The 20396-nt window shown below is 74.0% G+C and carries 19 protein-coding genes; 12 read left to right on the top strand and 7 right to left on the bottom strand.

From position 1 onward, the window contains the following. Positions 1-12: 12 nt before the first annotated feature. Positions 13-498 (bottom strand): DUF3515 domain-containing protein, encoded by a 486-nt coding sequence (locus IE330_RS22015; protein WP_190137815.1) that lies wholly within the window; start codon positions 496-498, stop codon positions 13-15. Between the two features lie 20 nt (positions 499-518). Then, the gene (locus tag IE330_RS22010; protein WP_016642988.1) at positions 519-752 is read right to left on the bottom strand and encodes an Lrp/AsnC family transcriptional regulator; all 234 of its coding nucleotides are present in this window, start codon (positions 750-752) and stop codon (positions 519-521) included. Positions 753-958: 206 nt separating this feature from the next. On the opposite strand from IE330_RS22010, the gene IE330_RS22005 reads away from it, so the two are divergent. Both IE330_RS22005 and thiD read left to right on the top strand, forming a co-directional pair. Then, positions 959-1927 (top strand): thiamine-phosphate kinase, encoded by a 969-nt coding sequence (locus tag IE330_RS22005; RefSeq protein WP_190137814.1) that lies wholly within the window; start codon positions 959-961, stop codon positions 1925-1927. Continuing rightward, complete coding sequence (gene thiD, locus IE330_RS22000) at positions 1927-2796, top strand: bifunctional hydroxymethylpyrimidine kinase/phosphomethylpyrimidine kinase (RefSeq protein WP_190137813.1); 870 nt, start codon at positions 1927-1929, stop codon at positions 2794-2796. Before IE330_RS22005 ends, thiD begins: the two co-directional genes overlap by 1 nt. On the opposite strand, the gene IE330_RS21995 is transcribed toward thiD, so the two are convergent. From IE330_RS21995 to rpmB, 3 genes are all read right to left on the bottom strand, one after another. Beyond that, a complete protein-coding gene (locus tag IE330_RS21995; RefSeq protein ID WP_190137812.1) occupies positions 2745-4019 on the bottom strand; it encodes an FAD-dependent monooxygenase in 1275 nt (424 codons plus the stop codon). The two genes, thiD and IE330_RS21995, sit on opposite strands and share 52 nt — an antisense overlap. An 88-nt stretch (positions 4020-4107) precedes the next feature. After that, entirely contained in the window at positions 4108-7260 is a 3153-nt protein-coding gene (locus IE330_RS21990; RefSeq protein ID WP_190137811.1) for an ATP-binding protein, read from the bottom strand. A gap of 252 nt (positions 7261-7512) precedes the next feature. Continuing rightward, the gene (gene rpmB / locus IE330_RS21985; protein ID WP_030195073.1) at positions 7513-7698 is read right to left on the bottom strand and encodes a 50S ribosomal protein L28; all 186 of its coding nucleotides are present in this window, start codon (positions 7696-7698) and stop codon (positions 7513-7515) included. A gap of 257 nt (positions 7699-7955) precedes the next feature. On the opposite strand from rpmB, the gene IE330_RS21980 reads away from it, so the two are divergent. The 9 genes from IE330_RS21980 to mutM all read left to right on the top strand — a co-directional run bounded on the left by IE330_RS21980 (position 7956) and on the right by mutM (position 18733). After that, entirely contained in the window at positions 7956-9968 is a 2013-nt protein-coding gene (locus IE330_RS21980; protein ID WP_190137810.1) for a DAK2 domain-containing protein, read from the top strand. A 299-nt stretch (positions 9969-10267) separates the two neighbouring features. Next, positions 10268-13492, top strand: a complete 3225-nt coding sequence (locus IE330_RS21975) for a helicase-related protein (protein WP_190137809.1) — start codon at positions 10268-10270, stop codon at positions 13490-13492. 143 nt (positions 13493-13635) lie between these two features. Then, complete coding sequence (gene rsmD, locus IE330_RS21970) at positions 13636-14229, top strand: 16S rRNA (guanine(966)-N(2))-methyltransferase RsmD (protein WP_190137808.1); 594 nt, start codon at positions 13636-13638, stop codon at positions 14227-14229. A gap of 26 nt (positions 14230-14255) precedes the next feature. Beyond that, positions 14256-14735: a pantetheine-phosphate adenylyltransferase gene (gene coaD, locus IE330_RS21965; RefSeq protein ID WP_190137831.1), complete on the top strand. Its 480-nt coding sequence runs from the start codon at positions 14256-14258 to the stop codon at positions 14733-14735. Between the two features lie 58 nt (positions 14736-14793). Next, complete coding sequence (locus IE330_RS21960; RefSeq protein ID WP_190137807.1) at positions 14794-15933, top strand: F0F1 ATP synthase subunit B; 1140 nt, start codon at positions 14794-14796, stop codon at positions 15931-15933. A 156-nt stretch (positions 15934-16089) separates the two neighbouring features. Then, positions 16090-16761, top strand: a complete 672-nt coding sequence (locus IE330_RS21955; protein WP_229925827.1) for a YceD family protein — start codon at positions 16090-16092, stop codon at positions 16759-16761. Between the two features lie 2 nt (positions 16762-16763). Further along, complete coding sequence (rpmF, locus tag IE330_RS21950; RefSeq protein ID WP_030361955.1) at positions 16764-16937, top strand: 50S ribosomal protein L32; 174 nt, start codon at positions 16764-16766, stop codon at positions 16935-16937. Positions 16938-16944: 7 nt separating this feature from the next. Beyond that, on the top strand, positions 16945-17754 hold the full coding sequence (rnc, locus tag IE330_RS21945; protein WP_190137806.1) for a ribonuclease III: 810 nt from the start codon (positions 16945-16947) through the stop codon (positions 17752-17754). A 112-nt stretch (positions 17755-17866) separates the two neighbouring features. Then, on the top strand, positions 17867-18733 hold the full coding sequence (mutM, locus tag IE330_RS21940; protein ID WP_190137805.1) for a bifunctional DNA-formamidopyrimidine glycosylase/DNA-(apurinic or apyrimidinic site) lyase: 867 nt from the start codon (positions 17867-17869) through the stop codon (positions 18731-18733). Here the strand turns inward: mutM and IE330_RS21935 are convergent. Beyond that, on the bottom strand, positions 18700-19122 hold the full coding sequence (locus IE330_RS21935; protein WP_190137804.1) for a winged helix-turn-helix transcriptional regulator: 423 nt from the start codon (positions 19120-19122) through the stop codon (positions 18700-18702). The two genes, mutM and IE330_RS21935, sit on opposite strands and share 34 nt — an antisense overlap. A 137-nt stretch (positions 19123-19259) precedes the next feature. Here IE330_RS21935 and IE330_RS21930 point away from each other — a divergent pair, with 137 nt between their 5' ends. Further along, on the top strand, positions 19260-19850 hold the full coding sequence (locus IE330_RS21930) for a flavodoxin family protein (protein ID WP_190137803.1): 591 nt from the start codon (positions 19260-19262) through the stop codon (positions 19848-19850). A gap of 34 nt (positions 19851-19884) precedes the next feature. On the opposite strand, the gene IE330_RS21925 is transcribed toward IE330_RS21930, so the two are convergent. Beyond that, the coding region (locus IE330_RS21925; RefSeq protein ID WP_190137802.1) for a CAP domain-containing protein at positions 19885-20396 on the bottom strand (512 nt) is incomplete at its 5' end.

Genomic DNA, 20396 nt, shown 5'->3' with positions numbered 1-20396 from the left:
CGCGGGGCGCCGCTACGCGATGCCCTCGGGGATCGACTTCCTGACGGGGGCGGCGAAGTCCGTGAGCGGGCCCACGCCGTCCCCCGTCCGCTCCGCGGGCAGGGTCACCTCGACGTACGCCCTGCGCAGCGTCGTGGTGAAGCGGAACGAGCCGTCCGTCCGCTTCTCCAGGAGCCAGCCCACGCCGTTCACGCTCACGCCGTCGGCCTTGGGGTCGTTCATCCGGGCCGGTCGCTCCACCCCGCAGCGCAGTATGATCGCCGGGTCTCCCCACCCGGCGGTGAGCCGCGACGCAGGCTCGGGGTCCCGGCGGGCCAGGCCGTCCACCGTCCGGGGCAGCCGTGCGTCCAGGTCACGGCACCACGCGGCGGCCTCGGCGCCCGGGGAGGGAACCGCGGCCGTGCCCGCGTCGTCCGTTGAGGAGCAGCCCCCGCATGCGAGCAGCAGTGCGAGGGCGGACAGCCCGGTCGGGGAGCGGAGCCGGCGGGAGACGTTCACCGGCCAAGCGTAGACGGGGGCTACAAGTGCACGACGGGGCAGGTCAGAGTGCGGGTGATGCCGTCCACCTGCTGGACCTTGGCCACCACCATGCGGCCGAGTTCGTCGACCGTGTCCGCCTGGGCGCGCACGATGACATCGTAGGGACCGGTCACGTCCTCGGCCTGGATCACTCCCGGGATCTTGCCGATCAGCTCGGCGACGGTCGACGCCTTGCCGACCTCGGTCTGGATCAGGATGTACGCCTGTACCACGGAACCTCCAGGGCGGCCACGAGGATCATGTGGGGGAAAGGGACGCCACGGTACCGCGTCGCCGCTCGCCACGGGGAGACCCGGGGGAGCCGCGCCGCGCACATCACGGCGGACGGACAACAGAGGTTGACGGTCACGTCGACCGTACCGACGACAGGGACGGCTCGCGACCGCAAGCGGACCGCGGCAGAAGGAGCACTACGCGCATGAAGGGCACCGTCGGCGAGTTGGGGGAGTTCGGGCTCATCAGGGAGCTCACCTCGCGGCTCACCTCCACCCCGGCCGTACGCGTCGGCCCCGGCGACGACGCCGCGGTCGTGGCCGCCCCCGACCGCCGGGTCGTGGCGAGCACCGACATCCTCCTGGAGGGGCGGCACTTCCGCCGCGACTGGTCGACGGCGTACGACGTGGGCCGCAAGGCCGCCGCCCAGAACCTCGCCGACATCGCCGCCATGGGCGCCGTGCCGACCGCGATCCTGCTCGGCCTCGTCGTCCCCGCCGACCTGCCCGCGAGCTGGCCCACGGAGCTCATGGACGGGCTGCGCGACGAGTGCCAGGTGGCGGGCGCCGCCGTCGTCGGCGGCGACGTCGTCCGCGGCGACACCATCACCGTCTCCATCACCGCCCTCGGCGACCTGCGCAACCACGAGCCGGTCACGCGCGCGGGCGCGCAGCCCGGCGACGTCGTCGCCGTCACCGGCTGGCTCGGCTGGTCCGCCGCCGGGCACGCCGTGCTCTCCCGCGGCTTCCGCTCGCCGCGCGCCTTCGTGGAGGCCCACCGCAGGCCCGAACCGCCCTACCACGCGGGTCCGGCGGCCGCCGGGCTCGGCGCCACCGCCATGACCGACGTGAGCGACGGCCTCATCGCCGACCTCGGCCACATCGCCGACGCCAGCAAGGTGCGCATCGACGTCCGCTCCGGCGACGTGGACGTGCCCTCCCAGATGAACGACATCGCCCAGGCCGTCGGCATCGACCCGCTCCAGTGGGTCCTCAACGGCGGCGAGGACCACGCCATCGTCGCGACGTTCCCGCAGGACGTGAAGCTGCCCGCCCGCTGGAAGGTCATCGGCGAGGTCCTCAACCCCTCGGCGATGCCCCAGGTGACCGTCGACGGCGCGCCGTGGACCAGCAAGGGCTGGGACCACTTCGGGGACAACGGGGGCCACGACTGATGGCGCCCTCCGCCCCGACCCGGCCCCCGGCCCGGACCGCGGCCCGGACCGCGCCTCCCCGGGTGCTCACCGTCGCAGGCTCCGACTCCGGCGGCGGTGCCGGCATCCAGGCCGACCTGAAGACCATGCTCGCCCTCGGCACCCACGGCATGAGCGTGCTGACCGCCGTGACCGCGCAGAACTCCCTGGGCGTGCAGGGCGCCTGGGAGCTGCCCGTGGCGGCCGTGCGCGCCCAGTACCGCAGCGTCGTCGACGACATCGGCGTCCAGGCCGTGAAGACCGGCATGCTCGCCTCCGCCGAACTGGTCGAGGCGGTCGCGGAGTTGCTGGCAGGCACCGACGCCCCCGCCGTCGTCGACCCCGTCGGCGTCTCCAAGCACGGCGACGCGCTGCTCGCCGCCTCCGCCCTCGACTCCGTCCGTACGAAGCTGCTGCCCGTCGCCACGGTCGCGACCCCGAACCTGGACGAGGTCGCGCAGCTCACCGGGGTGCGCGTCCGGTCCGAGGACGACATGCGCCGGGCGGCCGGGGCGGTCCTCGCGTACGGCCCCGCGTGGGTGGTGATCAAGGGCGGTCACCTGCCCGGCGGGCACGAGGCCGTGGACCTGCTCACCGACGGCTCCGAGGAGCACTGGCTGCGCTCCCCGCGCCACGACAACCGGCACACCCACGGCACCGGCTGCACCCTGGCCAGCGCCCTCGCGGCCGGTCTCGCGCGGGGGCGGTCCGTGCCGGAGGCCGCACGGGCCGCCAAGGAGTACGTCACCGGGGCGATCGCCGCCGGGTTCGCGCTGGGCGGCGGCATCGGCCCGGTCGATCACGCCTGGCGGTTCAGGGACGGCACCGCGGACACCGCGCCCGCGCCGTAGCCGGGGTACTCCTTCAGCGCGATGCCGTCGGCCGCACGCTCCGTGAGGCGCTTGAAGAAGCCCGCGAGGAAGCGGGAGCTCAGCATCCGGTACGCCCGGTCGCGGCTGCGGATCCTCCGCTCCGTCGGCGGCGCCAGGAAAGGGCCCGCGTTGCCCGAGATCTTCTGGCATCCCCTCGTGTACTCCCGCACCTCCGCCTCGTACGCCGCGAACGCCGTGGCGTGGTCCCCGCGCGCCACGGCCAGCTCGCCCGCGAGGACGTAGGCGCACACCAGGGCCGTGCCCGTGCCCATGCCGCCCATCGTCGCGCCGTACCCGGCGTCCCCCAGGAGCACGACGCGGCCCACGGAGAGCCGGTCGACGTGGACCTGCGCGATCGCGTCGAAGTACAGGTCGTCGGCGTCCTCCAGGGCATCGAGGGCCTCCAGGACGTGCGGCGCGTAGGTCCAGGGCACGTCGGCGAACCGCTCGGCGAGGATCGCCTTCCGCTCCGCGAGGTCGTGCCGGTCGTACGCCAGCTCCCCGGACCGGAACACCAGGAACGCGCCCCCGCGCTCCGGGCTGCCGTCGTGGTTGCTGACGGCGATCATGCGGCCGGGGACGCTGCACATCCGCGCCGAGCGGCGCAGACCCGCGACGTTGGGCATGGCGAAGCCCGCCACGTAGTAGCCGAGGTGGCGCAGGTGGCGGGACGCGTCGCCGAGGACGAGGCGGCGGGTGTGCGAGTGCAGGCCGTCCGCGCCGACGACGAGGTCGAAGCGGCGGGGCGCGCCGCGCTCGAAGGCGACGTCGACGCCCCCGGAGCCCTGCCGGAGCTCCGCCACGGAGTCCCCGAAGACGTACTCCACGTGGTCCTTCGTGCGCTCGTACATGATCCTCGACAGGTCGGTGCGGGATATCTCCACGTCACCGCTCATCAGGAACGCGGGCAGGTCCACCTTCTCCCGGTCGTCGACGTCCACGAGGGTCTGGCGGCCCATGTGCGTCCGGTGGCGGCACACCTCCTCCCAGATGCCCATGCGCTCCAGGACGGTGCGGTGGACGCGGCCCCGGAAGTCGACCGCGAAGCCGCCCTCGCGCAGGGCCGGTGCCTTCTCCAGGACGGTGACGCGGGCGCCGTGGCGGGCCAGCCAGAGGGCGAGCGCGGGGCCCGCGACACTGGCGCCGGAGATCAGGACGGAGAGGTGGGACAGGGGTGCGGCGGTGTGCGCTGTGGTGGTCATGGACCGAGCCTCGGGGGCACCGCTTACCGGCGGCCTACCGGCGGCTTACCGTCGGCGCGCCGGAGCTGACCGGCAGGCGCTGCCGGGGCTACGCCCGCAGGGCCGCCGCCCGCTCACCGCGGCCCCGCGCGAAGGCCCTCTCGTACGCCTCCGGGGACAGCCGGGCCCGCACCGCGCGCACGAGGGGCACCACGTCGGGGTCGTCCGCGATCAGCGTGCCGCGCAGGCCCGCGGCGGCGCCCAGGAGCCGGGCGGCCTCCTCGGGACGCGCCGCGACGGCGGCCAGGGCCTCGGCGACCTCGGCCTGCTCGCCGAAGCCGGGGGTGGTGTTGGTGCTGGGACCGATGCTGGTACGCGTACTGGTACCGACGCCGGTACTCGCACCGATGCCGGTACGGGTACCGGTACCGGTACCAGGCACCAGTACCGCACCACCCCCCACCGGGCCGACGGCCAGGTCCCGGGCCTGGGTGAACCACTCGGCGGCCTCGTCCGCGCGGGAGGCGGCGAGCGCGGTCCGGCCCAGGCCGATGAGGATGCGGGCGGTCTCGGCCACGCTGAACCAGTTCGCGGCGCACCTCTCCAGGGCCTCCTCGTAGCACTCCCGCGCGCGGGGGTACTCGCCGCGCAGCCGGGCCACGTCGCCGAGGCCGCGCAGCGTGGTCGCCACCTTGTCGCGCACCCCGGAGGCACGGGCGAGCTCCCCGGACAGCCGGTAGTGCTCGGCGGCCTCCTCCAGGGCGCCGCCGCGCAGCAGGACCGCCGCGCGACGGCACAGCAGGTCACCGGTCTCCTCCGGGGCGGCCAGCTCCCGCACGTGCGCGAGCCCCTCGTCGAGCAGCGCCAGGGCGCGCCGCCGCTCGCCGCGCCAGTCGGCGTACATGGCCAGCGGGTCCAGGCAGTTGGCCATGCCCCAGCGGTCGCCGGTGCCCCGGAAGGCGGCGAGGGCCCGTGCGAAGGCCGCCTCCGAGGCGTCGGGCCGCCCCGCCAACTGCTCCTGGAAGCCGCGCCCGAGGTCCAGCAGGGCCCGCCCCCAGGGGTGCCCGTCGAGCTGCGCCCGGACGCGGCCCTCGGGCTCCCGCCGCGGCCCGCCCGCGAGTGACTGCAGCACGATCAGGAACGGCAGCCGCAGCGGCCCTTCCAGGGAGGCGATGAGGTCCTCCGCGCGCGCGAGCCGCTCCGGCTCGGCCGGGTCGTCGCCGTCCCCCGCGACCGTGTTGAGCAGGCACAGCGCGTACTCCTCCGCCAGACCGTCCGGTGCCCGGTCCCCGACGGCGGCGAGCAGGCCGGCGGCCGACGGCGCCCGCTGCCCGGCCCGGCCGCGCAGCCGCCAGTACCAGGACAGGGCGGCGTTCAGCCGCAGCCCCGCGCGCGGGTCGGTGCGGACGAGGTGGCGCAGGGCCGCCTCCAGGTTGGCGTGGTCGGCGGCGAGGCGCTCCAGCCACACCACCTGCCCGGCGCCGTGCAGCCGCGGCGCGCCCTCCTCGGCGTACCGCAGGAAGTACGCGGCGTGCGCGGCCCGCAGCGCGTCCTCCTCGCCCGCGTCGGCGAGGCGCCGGGCGCAGAAGGCGCGGATGGTCTCCAGCATCCGGTAGCGCCCCCCGACCGCCTCGACGAACGACTTCTCCGCGAGCGAGGCCAGCAGGTCCTCCGGGTACGGCACCCCGCACACCGCCTCGACCGCGGCGGGCGTGGCCCCGCCCGGGAACACCGTCAGGCGCCGGGCCAGCTCCCGCTCCTCCCCGTCGAGCAGGTCCCAGCTCCACTCGACCACGGCGTGCAGCGTGCGGTGCCGGGGCGCCTTCGTGCGGTCCCCGCGCGACAGGAGCCGGAACCGGTCGTCCAGCCGGGCCGCCAGCTCCTCCAGCGTGAGGGTGCGCAGCCGGGCGGCGGCCAGCTCGATGGCGAGGGGCAGGCCGTCGAGCGCGGCGCAGACGGACCCGACGAGCGCGGCCCGCGCCGGGTCCGCCGCCCGGTCCGCGAAGTCCGGGCGGACGGCCCCGGCCCGCTCCCCGAAGAGGCGTACCGCGGGCGCGGCGGCGAGCGGCGGCACCGGGCACAGCGCCTCCCCGGTGATCCCGAGCGCCTCCCGGCTCGTGGCGAGGACCCGGACGCCGGGGTGGACGCCGAGCAGCAGCGCGGTGGTGCGGGCCGCGTCGTCGACCACGTGCTCGCAGTTGTCCAGGACCAGCAGCAGCTCGCGGCCCTCCAGCGCGGCCAGGAGCCGCTCCGTGGCGTCGCCCCCGCGCGCGTGGAAGCCGTCCCGCACCCCCAGGGCACCGAGTACGGCGTCCGCCACCCGCGAGCCACCGGCGAGCGGCGCCAGCTCCACGAAGCACACGCCTCCCGCCCCTGCGACCTCCCGGGCCGCCTCCACCGCGAGCCGCGTCTTGCCCGCGCCGCCCGGCCCGGTGAGCGTCACCAGACGGGACCCGGCGAGCAGCTCACGGATGCGGTCGAGTTCCGCGGCGCGGCCCACCAGCGGTGTCAGCGGCACCGGGACGGCGGGCCGCCGCACGGGCTCCGCGCCCCGCAGCAGCTCCAGGTGGAGCGCGGACAGCCCCGCCGACGGGTCGGCGCCCAGCTCGCGCGCGAGGGTGCCCCGGGCCTCCTCGAACACCGCGAGCGCCTCGGCGGCGCGGCCGTCCGCGTGCAGGGCCCGCATGAGCTGCCCGTACAGGCGCTCGCTCAGCGGATGCGCGGCGAGCAGCTCCCGCAGCTCCGGTACGAGGCCGGGGCCGCCGCCCGCCGCCAGATCCGCGTCGATCCGGTCCTGTACGGCGGCGAGCCGCAGCCCCTCCAGCCGGGCGCGGGGCGCGGGGGCGTCGGGCAGGTCGGCGAGCGCGGTGCCCCGCCACAGGCCGAGCGCCTCGCGCAGCAGGGCGGCGGCCCGTTCGGGCGACCCGGCGGCCAGGGCCTCGCGGCCCTCGCGGGCCAGGCGCTCGAAGAGGTGGGCGTCGACGTCCTCGGGGGCGGCCACGAGCCGGTAGCCGGCGGGCGTGCCCTCGATCCGCACGCCGAGGCGCTTGCGCAGCCGCGACACCTGGGACTGGAGCGCGTTCGCGGCACCCTTGGGCGGCCGCGCCCCGTACAGGCCGTCGGTCAGCCGCTCGACGGGGACGGCCCGGCCGGCGTCCAGGAGGAGCAGGGTGAGCAGCGCCCTGGGACGCGGGCCGCCCGGGTCGGCCGGGGCGCCGTCAGGGGCGCGTACGTCCAGGGGGCCGAGGATGCCGAACCGCATGGGCGGGATTCTGGCAGGAGGGACCGTGGCGCCGCGGGGCCGGGTGGCAGGGCGTGCGGGCGGGTCCGGACGTACGGGGGTGGGTACGGGCGACCGGGCGGATTCAGGCGTCCGGGTGGATCCGGGCGGACGGCTGGGTCCGGGCGGACGGCTGGGTCCGGGCGGACGGCTGGGTCCGGGTACGCGAAAAAGCCGGCCCCCGAGGGGACCGGCTTCTCCGGTAACCGGCCAGGTGGCCGCGCAGAACGTGCGTCAGCGCGAGACCTTGCCGGCCTTGATGCACGAGGTGCAGGCGTTGAGCCGCTTCGGCGTCCCGCCGACCACGGCACGCACGCGCTGGATGTTCGGGTTCCAGCGACGAGGCGTACGGCGGTGCGAGTGCGAGATGTTGTTGCCGAAGCCCGGCCCCTTGCCGCAGACGTCGCAGTTGGCAGCCACGGGTCACTCCAAAGACTTCAGATGCACTTACGGTTAAACCCGGCATGCCGGGATCAGAGCGAATGATCTGGGTGGCGTTGCCAGGGGAATGGCCCGATGGGTATCGGGCAACCGGAGCAGCATACAACGACCGCTTCGGTAGAACGAAACTACCATGGCCGACGCGGGGCCCGCCCCGGCCACCCCTCCTGACCCGGGTCTACGCTGCGTCCCATCCCGCCGTCCAGGCCGTACGGACGCTATCTAGGAGGCGACAGTTGCCGCAGAACCTCGACGCGGTCGCGCTCCGCGCCTGGAGCGCACTGGCTCTTGAGGCGCTGGGACAGGCCCGCGAGGAGATCGACGCGATCAACGTCTACCCGGTCGCGGACGCGGACACCGGCACCAACCTCTACCTGACCATGGAGTCGGCGACCCAGGCCGTGGACGCCGTCTTCGCGGGCCACGAGCCCGGCGAGCCCACCCTGACCGAGGCGGTGCGGGCCCTCGCGCACGGAGCGCTGATCGGCGCCCGCGGCAACTCGGGGACCATCCTCGCGCAGTTGCTGCGCGGCATGGCCCAGGTGCTGGCCGACGGCGAGGGTGACGCGTCTCACGCCGACGGGCAGCGCCTGGCGCGGGCGCTGGAGCGCGCGGCCGGCTCCGCCTACCAGGCGGTGGCCCGCCCCGTGGAGGGAACCGTCCTGACGGTCGCAGGGGCGGCGGCCGAGGCGGCCTCGGCCGGCCGGCCGGAGGCCGACTGCGGCACGGTGGCGCGCGCGGCCTACGACGGCGCCTGCGCGGCCCTGGCGGCCACCCCCGGCCAGCTCCCGGTGCTCGGCCGCGCGGGCGTGGTGGACGCCGGCGGGCAGGGGCTCGTGGCGGTCCTCGGGGCCCTGGTGGCGGCACTGTCCGGCGAGAAGGTGCGGCCGTGGAGCGCGCACGCCCGCACGAGCGACGCGGCACGGTCCACGGCGGCCGCCCCGACCCCCTGGAGCCCGTCGAGCACACCCCCCGCCCCCGTGACGGCCGGCCCCCTGGGCACCGCGGCCCCCCAGGGGCGTACCGGACTCCAGGAGCGCACGGAGGCCCAGGGACGGGCACCCGACCGGGAGCACACACACGCCCAGGAGCACGGTGACACCCAGCGGCACGGGGACGCCCAGCGGCCTGGGGACCCCCAGGAGTACGGGGACACCCAGGAACACCGGGGCTCCCAGGAACACGGGGGCACCCAGGGGCACGCGGAACTCGAGGAGTGCGCGGAGTTCATCGAGTGCCTGGAGCCGCAGGAGCCGCCGGAACTGCGGGAGCACCCGGAGCCGCGGGAAACCGCGGACGCCGCCGCCGAACACGCCGACGGCGGCGGACCGGCCTTCGAGGTGATCTACCTCCTGGAGGCGGACGACACCGCCGTCGCCCGGCTGCGGACGCGGCTGGACGCGCTCGGCGACTCCCTCGTCGTCGTCGGCGGCGACGGGCTGTGGAACGTCCACGTCCACGTGGACGACGCGGGCGCGGCCGTCGAGGCGGGCGTCGAGGCGGGCCGGCCGTACCGCATCCGCATCACGCACTTCGGCGCGGGCGACGCGCACACCACCCGCGCCCCGCGCCCGCCGCGCGAGCGCGCGCAGCGCGGCATCGTGGCCGTCGTACGCGGCGAGGGCCTCGGCGGCCTGTACGCGGAGGCGGGCGGGACCACGGCGCCCACGCGCGCGGCGGAGCCGCCCGCGAGCGGCGAGCTCGTGGACGCGGTCCGGCGCGCGCACGCGCGCGAGGTCGTGCTGCTGCCGAACGACGCGGAGCTGCGGCACACCGCGGCGGCCGCCGCCGAGCAGGCCCGCTCCGAGGGCGTGCGCGTGGCCCTGATCCCCACCCGCTCCCCGGTCCAGGGCATCGCCGCGCTCGCCGTGCACGAGCCGGACCGCCGCTTCGACGAGGACGTCGTCGCGATGACGTCGGCCGCCGGGGCCACCCGGTACGCCGAGCTGGCCGTCGCCGAGCGGCAGTCCTGGACGACGGCGGGCATCTGCCAGGCCGGGGACGTCCTCGGCCTGATCGACGGCGACGTCGCGGTGATCGGCACGGAGGTCGCGGCGACCGCTGAGGCCGTCCTCGACCGGATGCTGGCCGCCGGGGGCGAGATGGTCACGCTGGTGCTGGGCGAGGAGGTGTCCGACGAGGTGGCGGAGCGGCTCCAGAAGCGCGTACGCGACGGCCACCTGGCCGTGGACACGGTCCTCTACCGAGGCGGCCCCCAGTCGGCCCTCCTCCTCATCGGCGTGGAGTAGCACCCGGCAGGGGAGGGGGAAATCAGCCCGTCCGGCGTCTGAGGACGAGGCCGAAGGCCGACGGCCACAAACCGCCGACAGCGCGACAATCCAGCCCGTCCGGCGTTTGAGGACGAGGCCGAAGGCCGACAGCCACCCACCACCGGCAGCGCGAATCCCAGCCCGTCCGGCGTCTGAGGACGAGGCGCGGAGCGCCGGAGGAGCGGGGTCCAGGGGCGGCAGCCCCTGGTTTCGGGAAAGGGGCGGGACTGGGGCGCCCCGCGAGGCCCGGCCCCACGATGTCAGTGCCGTGGTGTGCAATGGATCTCGTGCACGCGCTCCAAGAACCGCTGAAGAACGCCCTCGGCCAAGCCACCGCCAAGGTCATGGCCGAGCACCTCGGCCTGCACACGGTGGGCGACCTGCTCCACCACTACCCCCGGCGGTACGCCGAGCGGGGCGAGCTGACCCACCTCTCCGACCTGCCCCTGGACGAGCACGTCACGGTCGTGGCGCAGGTGGCCGACGCCCGCATCCTGAAGTTCAACGGCGGCCGCGGCCAGCGGCTCGAGGTCACGATCACCGACGGCAGCGGCCGGCTCCAGCTCGTCTTCTTCGGCCGCGGCATCCACAAGCCGCACAAGGACCTGCTCCCGGGCACCCGCGCGATGTTCGCGGGCAAGGTCTCCGTCTTCAACCGCAAGACGCAGCTCGCCCACCCGGCGTACGAACTGCTGCGGGCCGACGGGGAGTCCGCCGCCGAGGCGGTCGACTCCTGGGCGGGCGCCCTGATCCCGATCTACCCGGCCACGGCCAAGCTGGAGTCCTGGAAGATCGCCAAGTCGATCGACGCGGTGCTGCCCAGCGCCCGCGAGGCGCTCGACCCGCTGCCGCCGAGCCTGCGCGAGGGCCGCGGCCTCATCCCCCTGCCCGAGGCCCTCCTCAAGATCCACCGGCCGCACTCGAAGGCCGACATCGCCACCGCGCGCGACCGCCTGAAGTGGGACGAGGCCTTCGTCCTCCAGGTCGCCCTGGCCCGGCGCCGCTTCGCGGACAGCCAACTGCCCGCCGTCGCCCGCAGGCCCCGCCCGGACGGCCTGTTGACCGCCTTCGACGCCAAGCTGCCCTTCGAGCTCACGGACGGCCAGCGCCGCGTCTCCGAGGAGATCTTCACCGACCTGGCGACGGAGCACCCCATGCACCGCCTCCTCCAGGGCGAGGTCGGTTCCGGCAAGGCGCAGCCGCTCGACGCGCTGGTCCTGACACCGGAGGGGTTCAAGCCGATGGGCGACATGAAGCCGGGAGACTCCGTCGTCGTGCCCACGGGAGAGGTCGCTGTGGTCGACGGAGTGTTCCCTCAGGGCGAGCGTGACGTCTGGAGTCTGACGTTGTCGGACGGCAGTTCCGTCGAGTGCGACGACGAGCACCTCTGGATCGTCGGCACGAGCTGCGGGTGGCACCGCGGCCAAGCCCCCAAGGTCCTGACGACCCGAGAGATCCGGCTCGATCTCGTCGAGGCGAACGGGTCGTCGAAGTGGTACCTGCCCGCTGCGACACCCGTGGACCTGGGAGGTGATGAGGGGCTGCCCCTCGACCCCTACCTCTTCGGTCTCCTGCTGGGCGACGGGTCGTTCCGGCACGATCTTCGGCTGTCCACCGTCGATGCCGAGATCCATGACGCCGCGGCGGCCGCTGTGGCGCCGGAGTGCCGCCTGGTCCCCGTCGCAGGCTCTGCCTGCGACTACACCATCCAGCTCACCCAGCGCGCCGGGGGCGTTCGCCACCCCGTCATTCAGGCACTGCGGGACATGGAGCTGTGGGGTGTGACATCCCACGGCACGTTCATCCCCGACATGTTCAAGAACACGTCGATCAAGAACCGACTGGCACTGTTGCAGGGTCTTCTGGACACGGACGGCACGCTTCAGTCGGATGGTCTGAGCGTGTCGCTGTGCTCGGCTTCCCGGAGGCTCGCGGAAGACGTCGCCTGGCTCGTTCGCTCCCTGGGCGGCCGGGCGCGGGTCCTGCCGGAGAAGGCCGCGTTCAACGTGTCGGTCGCCCTGCCCGCCGAGTACGCCCCCTTCCGGCTGACCCGCAAGGCGGAACGCGTCCGTGAGCGCCCGAAGTACCACACCTTCCGCCGAGGCATCCGCAGCGTGGACTTCGTCGGACGCAAGCCGGTCCAGTGCATCAGCGTCGCGCACCCGACACGGGCGTACGTCACCGACAACTTCACGGTGACGCACAACACGATGGTGGCCCTGCGCGCCATGCTCGCCGTCGTGGACGCCGGGGGGCAGGCCGCGATGCTCGCGCCCACCGAGGTGCTCGCCCAGCAGCACCACCGGTCGATCACGGAGATGATGGGGGAGCTGGCCGAGGGGGGCCTGCTCGGCGGTGCCGAGCACGCCACCAAGGTCACGCTGCTCACCGGGTCCATGGGCGCGGCGGCCCGGCGGCAGGCGCTGCTCGACCTCGCCACGGGCGAGGCCGGGATCGTCATCGGCACGCACGCGCTGATCGAGGACAAGGTGCAGTTCCACGACCTGGGCCTGGTCGTCGTCGACGAGCAGCACCGCTTCGGCGTGGAGCAGCGCGACGCCCTGCGCGGCAAGGGCAAGCAGCCGCCGCACCTGCTGGTGATGACGGCCACGCCCATCCCGCGCACGGTCGCCATGACGGTCTTCGGCGACCTGGAGACCTCCGTGCTCGACCAGCTCCCCGCCGGGCGCTCGCCCATCTCCAGCCACGTGGTGCCCGCGCAGGACAAGCCGCACTTCCTCGCCCGCGCCTGGGAGCGCGTCCGCGAGGAGGTGGAGAACGGCCACCAGGCGTACGTGGTCTGCCCCCGCATCGGCGACGACCTCGGGGACGAGGGGGACCAGCCCAAGAAGGGCAAGAAGTCCGCCGCCGACGACGAGGCCGACAAGCGCCCGCCCCTGGCCGTCCTCGACGTCGCCGAGCAGCTCGCCCACGGCCCCCTGCGGGGCCTGAGGGTCGAGGTCCTGCACGGCAGGATGCAGCCCGACGACAAGGACGCGGTGATGCGCCGCTTCGCCGCGGGGGAGACCCACGTCCTGGTCGCCACCACGGTCATCGAGGTGGGCGTGAACGTCCCGAACGCCACGGCGATGGTCATCATGGACGCCGACCGCTTCGGCGTCTCCCAGCTCCACCAGCTCCGCGGCCGCGTCGGCCGCGGCTCCGCGCCGGGCCTGTGCCTCCTGGTCACGGACGCCCCGGAGGCCGCCCCGGCCCGCGCCCGCCTGGGCGCGGTGGCGTCCACCCTGGACGGCTTCGAGCTCTCCCGCATCGACCTGGAGCAGCGCCGCGAGGGCGACGTGCTCGGCCAGGCCCAGTCCGGCGTCCGCTCCTCGCTGCGGATGCTCGCCGTCATCGACGACGAGGAGATCATCGCGGCGGCCCGCGAGGAGGCCACCGCCGTGGTCGCCCGCGACCCCGGCCTGGAGCACCTGCCGGAGCTCCGCACGGCCCTGGCCGCCCTCCTGGACGAGGAGCGCGAGCAGTACCTCGACAAGGGATGACGGAAGAGGGCACGGACCGGAAAGGACCGCGAGGGCCCGGAAAGGACCGCGCAGGACCGCGAAGGCCCGACAGGGGATGACGCGGGAGTACGGCATATCGTGAGGACACCCCCCGCTCCCAGCCGAAGGACACAGAGACCCAGATGACCCGCGTGATCGCCGGCACGGCCGGCGGGCGCCGCCTGTCCGTCCCGCCGGGCACGGGCACCCGGCCCACGTCGGACCGCGCCCGCGAAGGCCTGTTCTCCACCTGGCAGGCCCTGCAGGGCACGCTCGACGGCGCCCGCGTCCTCGACCTGTACGCGGGCTCCGGAGCGGTGGGCCTCGAAGCGCTCTCCCGGGGCGCCGCGCACGCCCTGCTCGTCGAGGCCGACGCCCGCGCGGTGCGCACCATCCGCGACAACGTCCGGTCGATCGGCCTGCCCGGAGCCGAGGTCAGAGCGGGCAAAGCCGCACAGATCATCCGGGACACCACCCCTAGTGCCCCCTACGACCTGGCCTTCCTCGACCCCCCCTACGCGGTGGGCGACGACGATCTTCGGGAGATCCTGCTCACACTCCGCTCGACGGGCTGGCTCGCGGACGACGCGCTCGTCACCGTTGAACGCAGTACGAGGGGCGGAGTCTTCGGCTGGCCGGACGGGTTCGAGGGGCTTCGGTCCCGTCGCTACGGCGAAGGCACGTTTTGGTACGGTCGCGCCGCCTCTACGTGCGACGAACAGAGAATCGCGCCATGACCCGACCGGAGAGCGAGGGACTTCCGTTGCGCCGCGCCGTCTGTCCGGGGTCGTTCGACCCCATCACCAATGGACACCTGGACATCATCGCCCGCGCCTCCAAGCTGTACGACGTCGTACACGTCGCGGTGATGATCAACCAGTCGAAGAAGGGCCTCTTCGAGATCGAGGAGCGCATCGACCTGATCCGCCAGGTCACCACCGAGTTCGGCAACGTCCAGGTCGAGTCGTTCCACGGCCTGCTGGTCGACTTCTGCAAGGAACGCGACATCCCGGCCATCGTCAAGGGCCTGCGCGCGGTCAGCGACTTCGACTACGAACTCCAGATGGCCCAGATGAACAACGGCCTCTCCGGCGTCGAGACGCTGTTCGTGCCCACCAACCCCGCCTACAGCTTCCTGTCCTCCTCGCTGGTCAAGGAGGTCGCGGCCTGGGGTGGCGACATCGGGCACCTCGTTCCCCCGGTCGTGCTGGAAGCCCTCGACAAGCGCCTCGGCAAGGGCTGATCAAGGGCTACAGTCGTCCCGTCCTTCTCCCAACCCCGTAGAGAGTGGCGAGCCCGCGGTGGACGTGCAGAAGAAGATCGACGAGATCGTCGAGGCGGTCGGCAGCGCCAAGTCCATGCCCATGTCCGCCTCGTGCGTGGTCAACCGCGCCCAGCTCCTGTCGATGCTCGAGGAAGTGCGCCAGGCCCTGCCGGGCTCCCTCGCCCAGGCCCAGGAGCTGATCGGCGGCCGCGAGCAGCTCGTCGAGCAGGCCCGGCAGGAGGCGGAGCGCATCATCGAGTCCGCGCACGCCGAGCGCGGCACGCTCATCTCGGACACGGAGGTCGCCCGCCGCTCCCAGGGCGAGGCCGACCGCATCCTCGCCGAGGCCCGCAGGCAGGCCGACGAGATCCGCGCCGAGGCCGACGACTACGTGGACTCCAAGCTCGCCAACTTCGAGGTCGTCCTCACCAAGACCCTCGGCTCCGTCGGCCGCGGCCGCGAGAAGCTCCGCGGCACCGCCCCGGGCCCCGGCGACCACGGCTACGACCCCGAGCTCGACGACGCCCCCGAGCGCGGCCACGACCCGGAGGCGCTGCGCCGCGACGCCGACGCGTACGTGGACGCCAAGCTCGGCGCCATCGAGGCCGTCCTCGCCAAGACCCTGGACGCCGTCGGCCGCGGCCGCCAGCAGCTCCACGGCCGGGCCCCCGCCGACGAGCTCGGCGAGCTCGGCGCGACCGCCGGCGAGCACGCGGGCCACACCTCCGACGCCGACTACCTCGCGGACCTCGCCGAGACCCCCGAGCCGCCCCGGCCCGCGACCGCCCCCGGAGCCCCGGCCGCCCCCCGCGTCCCCGCCCAGGCGCCGTACGCCCCGCCGCGCCCCGACCACCAGCCGGACCCGTACGCCTACGACCAGCACGGGACCTACGGGCAGCAGGACCAGCAGGACCCGTACGGGCAGCAGGACCGGTACGGCGGCCAGGACGCGTATGCCTACCAGCAGCCGTACGGCCAGCAGGATCCGTACGGCTACCCCCAGGAGCCGTACGCGTACCCGCAGCAGGAGTACGCCGCCCAGCAGCCGCAGCAGGCCCCGCAGCCGCACGGCTACGGCCGGCAGGGCGCCGCGCCCGCCGTACTCGACGAGACGAGCCTCTTCGACACCACGATGATCAGCGCGGAGCAGCTCCGCCAGTACGAACAGGGCCGCTGACCCGGTCCCCGCAGGCGGCCGGGGACCGGATTGGGCCGAGAGCGAAAGGTCCAGTATCCTGGCTCTTCGGTCGCGCGTATCCCCGCGATCCGGGCTGCCCGCTCACGTCGCCCTCTCGGCGGCGCCCGTGCGGCGGCCTCCTTGCCAGTCCCCAGGATCTCGAAAGCAGGAACAGCCCTGAGTACGCGCCTCGACCACCGCAACCCCCTCGTGTTCGACACGCACGAGCTGGGCCGGCGTCCCGGTGCCCTGCAGCGGCTGACCCGCACCGTCGACGCTCCCGGCGCCCCGGCGCCGTTCGGTGTCGAGGGTGTCGTCGGCGTGCCGCAGGGCGCGCCGGTGGAGCTGGAGATCCGCCTCGAGTCGGTCATGGAAGGGGTGCTTGTCACAGGCACCGCCCGTGCGTCGGCCGAGGGGGAGTGCGTAAGGTGTCTGGAGCCGGTCGAGCTCGCGCTCGACGCGGAGTTCCAGGAGATGTTCTCGTACCCTGACGCCGACGACCGGGGCCGCGCAGCGGAACCGGCCGACGACGCCGAGGACGACGAGGACAGGCTCTTCCTCGAGGACGGCATGTTCGACCTCGAGCCCGTGCTGCGGGACGCGGTGGTGCTCGCACTGCCGATGCAGCCGGTGTGCCAGGAAGACTGTCCGGGCCTGTGCTCCGAGTGCGGAGTGCGGCTCGCGGACGACCCGGACCACCACCATGACGCCGTCGACATCCGTTGGGCGGCACTGCAGGGACTCGCCGAATCCGTCAAGGGCGGCGAGAAGGACGAGATGAGCGGCGCCGAAGCGGAAGCGGGCGTCGACGAGAAGCAGGAGAAGTAGCCGTGGCTGTTCCGAAGCGGAAGATGTCGCGCAGCAACACGCGCCACCGCCGGTCGCAGTGGAAGGCTGCGGTCCCCACCCTGGTTTCGTGTGAGCGTTGCCAGGAGCCGAAGCTGCAGCACATCGCGTGCCCCGCTTGCGGCACCTACAACAAGCGCCAGGTCCTCGAGGTCTGAGCGGCTGGTGAGAGGCGCTGTGTCTAGCCCTAAGAAGGCGGAAGACGCCACGATGGCAGACAGCAACAACGCGGCCTCGTCCCACACGCTTCTGGAAGGGCGGCTCGGGTATCAGCTCGAGTCCGCCCTTCTGGTGCGTGCGCTCACCCACCGTTCGTACGCGTACGAGAACGGCGGCCTGCCGACGAACGAGCGCCTGGAGTTCCTCGGGGACTCCGTCCTCGGCCTCGTCGTCACGGACACGCTGTACCGCACCCACCCCGACCTGCCCGAAGGCCAACTGGCCAAGCTGCGGGCCGCGGTGGTCAACTCGCGTGCGCTGGCGGAGGTGGGCCGCGGCCTCGACCTGGGCTCCTTCATCCGGCTCGGCCGGGGCGAAGAGGGCACGGGCGGCCGGGACAAGGCCTCCATCCTCGCCGACACCCTCGAAGCGGTGATCGGCGCGGTCTACCTGGACCAGGGACTCGACGCGGCGAGCGAGCTGGTGCACCGGCTCTTCGACCCGCTGATCGAGAAGTCCTCGAACCTCGGTGCCGGCCTGGACTGGAAGACCAGCCTCCAGGAGCTGACCGCGACGGAGAACCTCGGCGTGCCCGAGTACCTCGTCACGGAGAGCGGCCCGGACCACGAGAAGACCTTCACTGCTGCCGCCCGCGTCGGAGGCGTCTCGTACGGCACCGGCACCGGCCGCAGCAAGAAGGAGGCGGAGCAGCAGGCCGCCGAGTCCGCGTGGCGTGCCATTCGCGCCGCCGCGGACGAGCGCGCCAAGGCCGCCGAGGCCCCCGCCTCGCCGTCCCCGGACGCGGCTTCCGCCTGACGCCCCCGCTGTTCCCCGCGCACCCCCGCCGGACCCGGTCCGGCGGGGGTGACGCGTATGCCCACGCGGTACGCTGCCGGAACCACCACGCCCGCCCCACCGGAGGAGTCCTGTGCCCGAGCTGCCCGAGGTCGAGGTCGTGCGGCGGGGGCTCGCGCGCTGGGTGGCGCACCGGACCGTCGCCGACGTGGAGGTCCTGCACCCCCGTGCCGTACGGCGGCACGTCGCGGGCGCCGACGACTTCGCGCACCGCCTCAAGGGCCACCGCATCGGCACCCCGAGCCGCCGCGGCAAGTACCTGTGGCTGCCGGTCGAGGACACCGGCGCGGCCGTCCTCGCCCACCTCGGCATGAGCGGGCAGCTCCTGGTCAAGACCGCGCAGGCGCCGGACGAGAAGCACCTGCGGATCCGAGTCCGCTTCGCCGACACCGTGGGCACCGAGCTGCGCTTCGTCGACCAGCGCACCTTCGGCGGGCTCTCGCTGCACGACACCTCGCCGGACGGCCTGCCCGACGTCATCGCGCACATCGCCCGCGACCCGCTGGACGAGCGCTTCGACGCCGACGCCTTCCACGCGGCGCTGCGCCGCAGCCGTACGACGATCAAGCGCGCGCTGCTCAACCAGTCGCTGATCAGCGGCGTCGGCAACATCTACGCCGACGAGGCGCTCTGGCGCGCCCGGCTCCACTACGAGCGCCCCACCGCCACCTTCACGCGCCCGCGGACCATGGAACTCCTCGGTCACGTACGGGACGTGATGAACGCGGCCCTCGCCGTCGGCGGCACCAGCTTCGACAGCCTCTACGTGAACGTCAACGGGGAGTCCGGCTACTTCGACCGGTCCCTCGACGCGTACGGGCGCGAGGGCGAGCCGTGCCGTCGGTGCGGCACCCTCATGCGGCGGCGGCCCTGGATGAACCGCTCCAGCTACTTCTGCCCGCGCTGTCAGCGCCCGCCGAGGCCCTCGCGGCTGTCGTAGGCCCGCTGGGCCTCGATGACGGCGTCCTGGGCGCTCTCCACGCACGCGATCAGGGCCAGCAGGCGCTCGGCGACCCGCTGCCCGAGCGGGGTCAGCCGGTAGTCCACGCGCGGCGGGTTGGTGGGCTGCGCGTCGCGGTGCACCAGGCCGTCCCGCTCGAGGGCGTGCAGCGTCTGCGACAGCATCTTCTCGCTCACGCCGTCCACCCGGCGGCGCAATTCGTTGAACCGGAACGTGCCGTCGTGCAGCGCGCCGAGCGTCAGCGCGCCCCAGCGTCCCGTGACGTGTTCGAGCGTGGCGCGCGAGGGACAGTTCCGGGCGAAGACGTTGTACGCCAGATCGGCGTCGGAGGCGGCGCCGTCCGTGGCGGTTGGTGCGGTGAAGTCCATACCACAAGCGTACTCCTGGGCAGCGCTAGCCCAAGGATTGCGCTAACCAAAAGTTAGTGCTTTCCTTGGTGCAGCGGTGAGCGGCTGTGTCCCCGCCGCCGTACCCGAGCACCCCCGTTCACCAGAGGAGCACTGTCATGTCCAGCCCTGTCGTCGCGATCGCCTACCACTCCGGCTACGGCCACACCGCCGTGGTCGCCGAAGCCGTCCGCACCGGCGCCGAGGAGGCGGGCGCCACCGTGCACCTCATCAAGGTCGACGAGATCACCGAGGCGCAGTGGGAGCTCCTGGACGCCGCCGACGCGATCGTCTTCGGCTCGCCCACCTACATGGGCACCGCCTCGGGCGCCTTCCACGTCTTCGCGGAGGCCTCGTCCAAGCGCTGGTTCACCCGCGCCTGGCAGGACAAGATCGCCGCGGGCTTCACCAACTCCGCGTCCAAGAGCGGCGACAAGCTGCACACCCTGCAGTACTTCCAGACGCTGGCCGCGCAGCAGGGCATGCACTGGGTCAACCTCGGCCTGCTCCCCGGCTGGAACTCCAGCGAGGGCTCCGAGCACGACCTCAACCGCCTCGGCTTCTTCTCCGGCGCCGCCGCCCAGACCAACTCCGACGAGGGCCCCGAGGCCGTGCACAAGGCGGACATCGCCACGGCCGAGCACCTGGGCCGCCGCGTCACCGAGACCACACGCACCTTCATCACGGGCCGCGCGGCCGCGGCGGCCTGACCGGCGTACCGCCGTACGCGCGTACCGCCGGGTCTCAGAAGCCGAAGTCCTGCGTCCACCACGGGCCGCCGGGGGCGAAGTGGGCGCCGACGCCGAGGGTCTTGTAGTCGCAGTTGAGGATGTTGGCCCGGTGGCCGGGGCTGTTCATCCAGGCGTCCATCACGGCCCGGGCGTCGGTCTGGCCGCGGGCGATGTTCTCGCCGCCGAGGTCCTTGATGCCGGCCTTCTCGGCGCGGTCCCACGGGGTCGCGCCGTCGGGGTCGGTGTGGGCGAAGAACCCGCGTGCGGCCATGTCCGCGCTGAAGGCCTCGGCGAGCGCGGCGAGCCGGTCGTCCGCGCGCACCGGGCGGCAGCCCGCCTTGGCCCGCTCCTCGTTCACGAGCGCGAGCACCTGGGCCTCGGCGGAGCCGTCGCCCACCGGCGGCTCGGACGTGGCGGCGGGCGGCGTGGGCTCCGGCGCCCGGGTGCGCGACGGCCCGGGCGACCTCGGCCGCTTTGCCTCGTGCTCGTCGCGGTCGGCCCGCTCGCCGCCACGCTCGCGCGGCC

Origin of the sequence: Streptomyces longispororuber (assembly GCF_014656095.1) — a bacterium.
Taxonomy (GTDB): domain Bacteria; phylum Actinomycetota; class Actinomycetes; order Streptomycetales; family Streptomycetaceae; genus Streptomyces; species Streptomyces longispororuber.
Note: the sequence above shows the minus strand (reverse complement) of the source record. Positions and strands in the feature narration are given on the sequence as shown.

Excerpts from the sequence above, each read along its gene's own strand:
- IE330_RS22005 (WP_190137814.1), top strand. The coding sequence starts at position 959 with ATGAAGGGCACCGTCGGCGAGTTGGGGGAGTTCGGGCTCATCAGGGAG.
- thiD (WP_190137813.1), top strand. The coding sequence starts at position 1,927 with ATGGCGCCCTCCGCCCCGACCCGGCCCCCGGCCCGGACCGCGGCCCGG.
- IE330_RS21995 (WP_190137812.1), bottom strand. The coding sequence starts at position 4,019 with ATGACCACCACAGCGCACACCGCCGCACCCCTGTCCCACCTCTCCGTC.
- IE330_RS21990 (WP_190137811.1), bottom strand. The coding sequence starts at position 7,260 with ATGCGGTTCGGCATCCTCGGCCCCCTGGACGTACGCGCCCCTGACGGC.
- IE330_RS21975 (WP_190137809.1), top strand. The coding sequence starts at position 10,268 with ATGGATCTCGTGCACGCGCTCCAAGAACCGCTGAAGAACGCCCTCGGC.
- rsmD (WP_190137808.1), top strand. The coding sequence starts at position 13,636 with ATGACCCGCGTGATCGCCGGCACGGCCGGCGGGCGCCGCCTGTCCGTC.
- IE330_RS21935 (WP_190137804.1), bottom strand. The coding sequence starts at position 19,122 with ATGGACTTCACCGCACCAACCGCCACGGACGGCGCCGCCTCCGACGCC.
- IE330_RS21930 (WP_190137803.1), top strand. The coding sequence starts at position 19,260 with ATGTCCAGCCCTGTCGTCGCGATCGCCTACCACTCCGGCTACGGCCAC.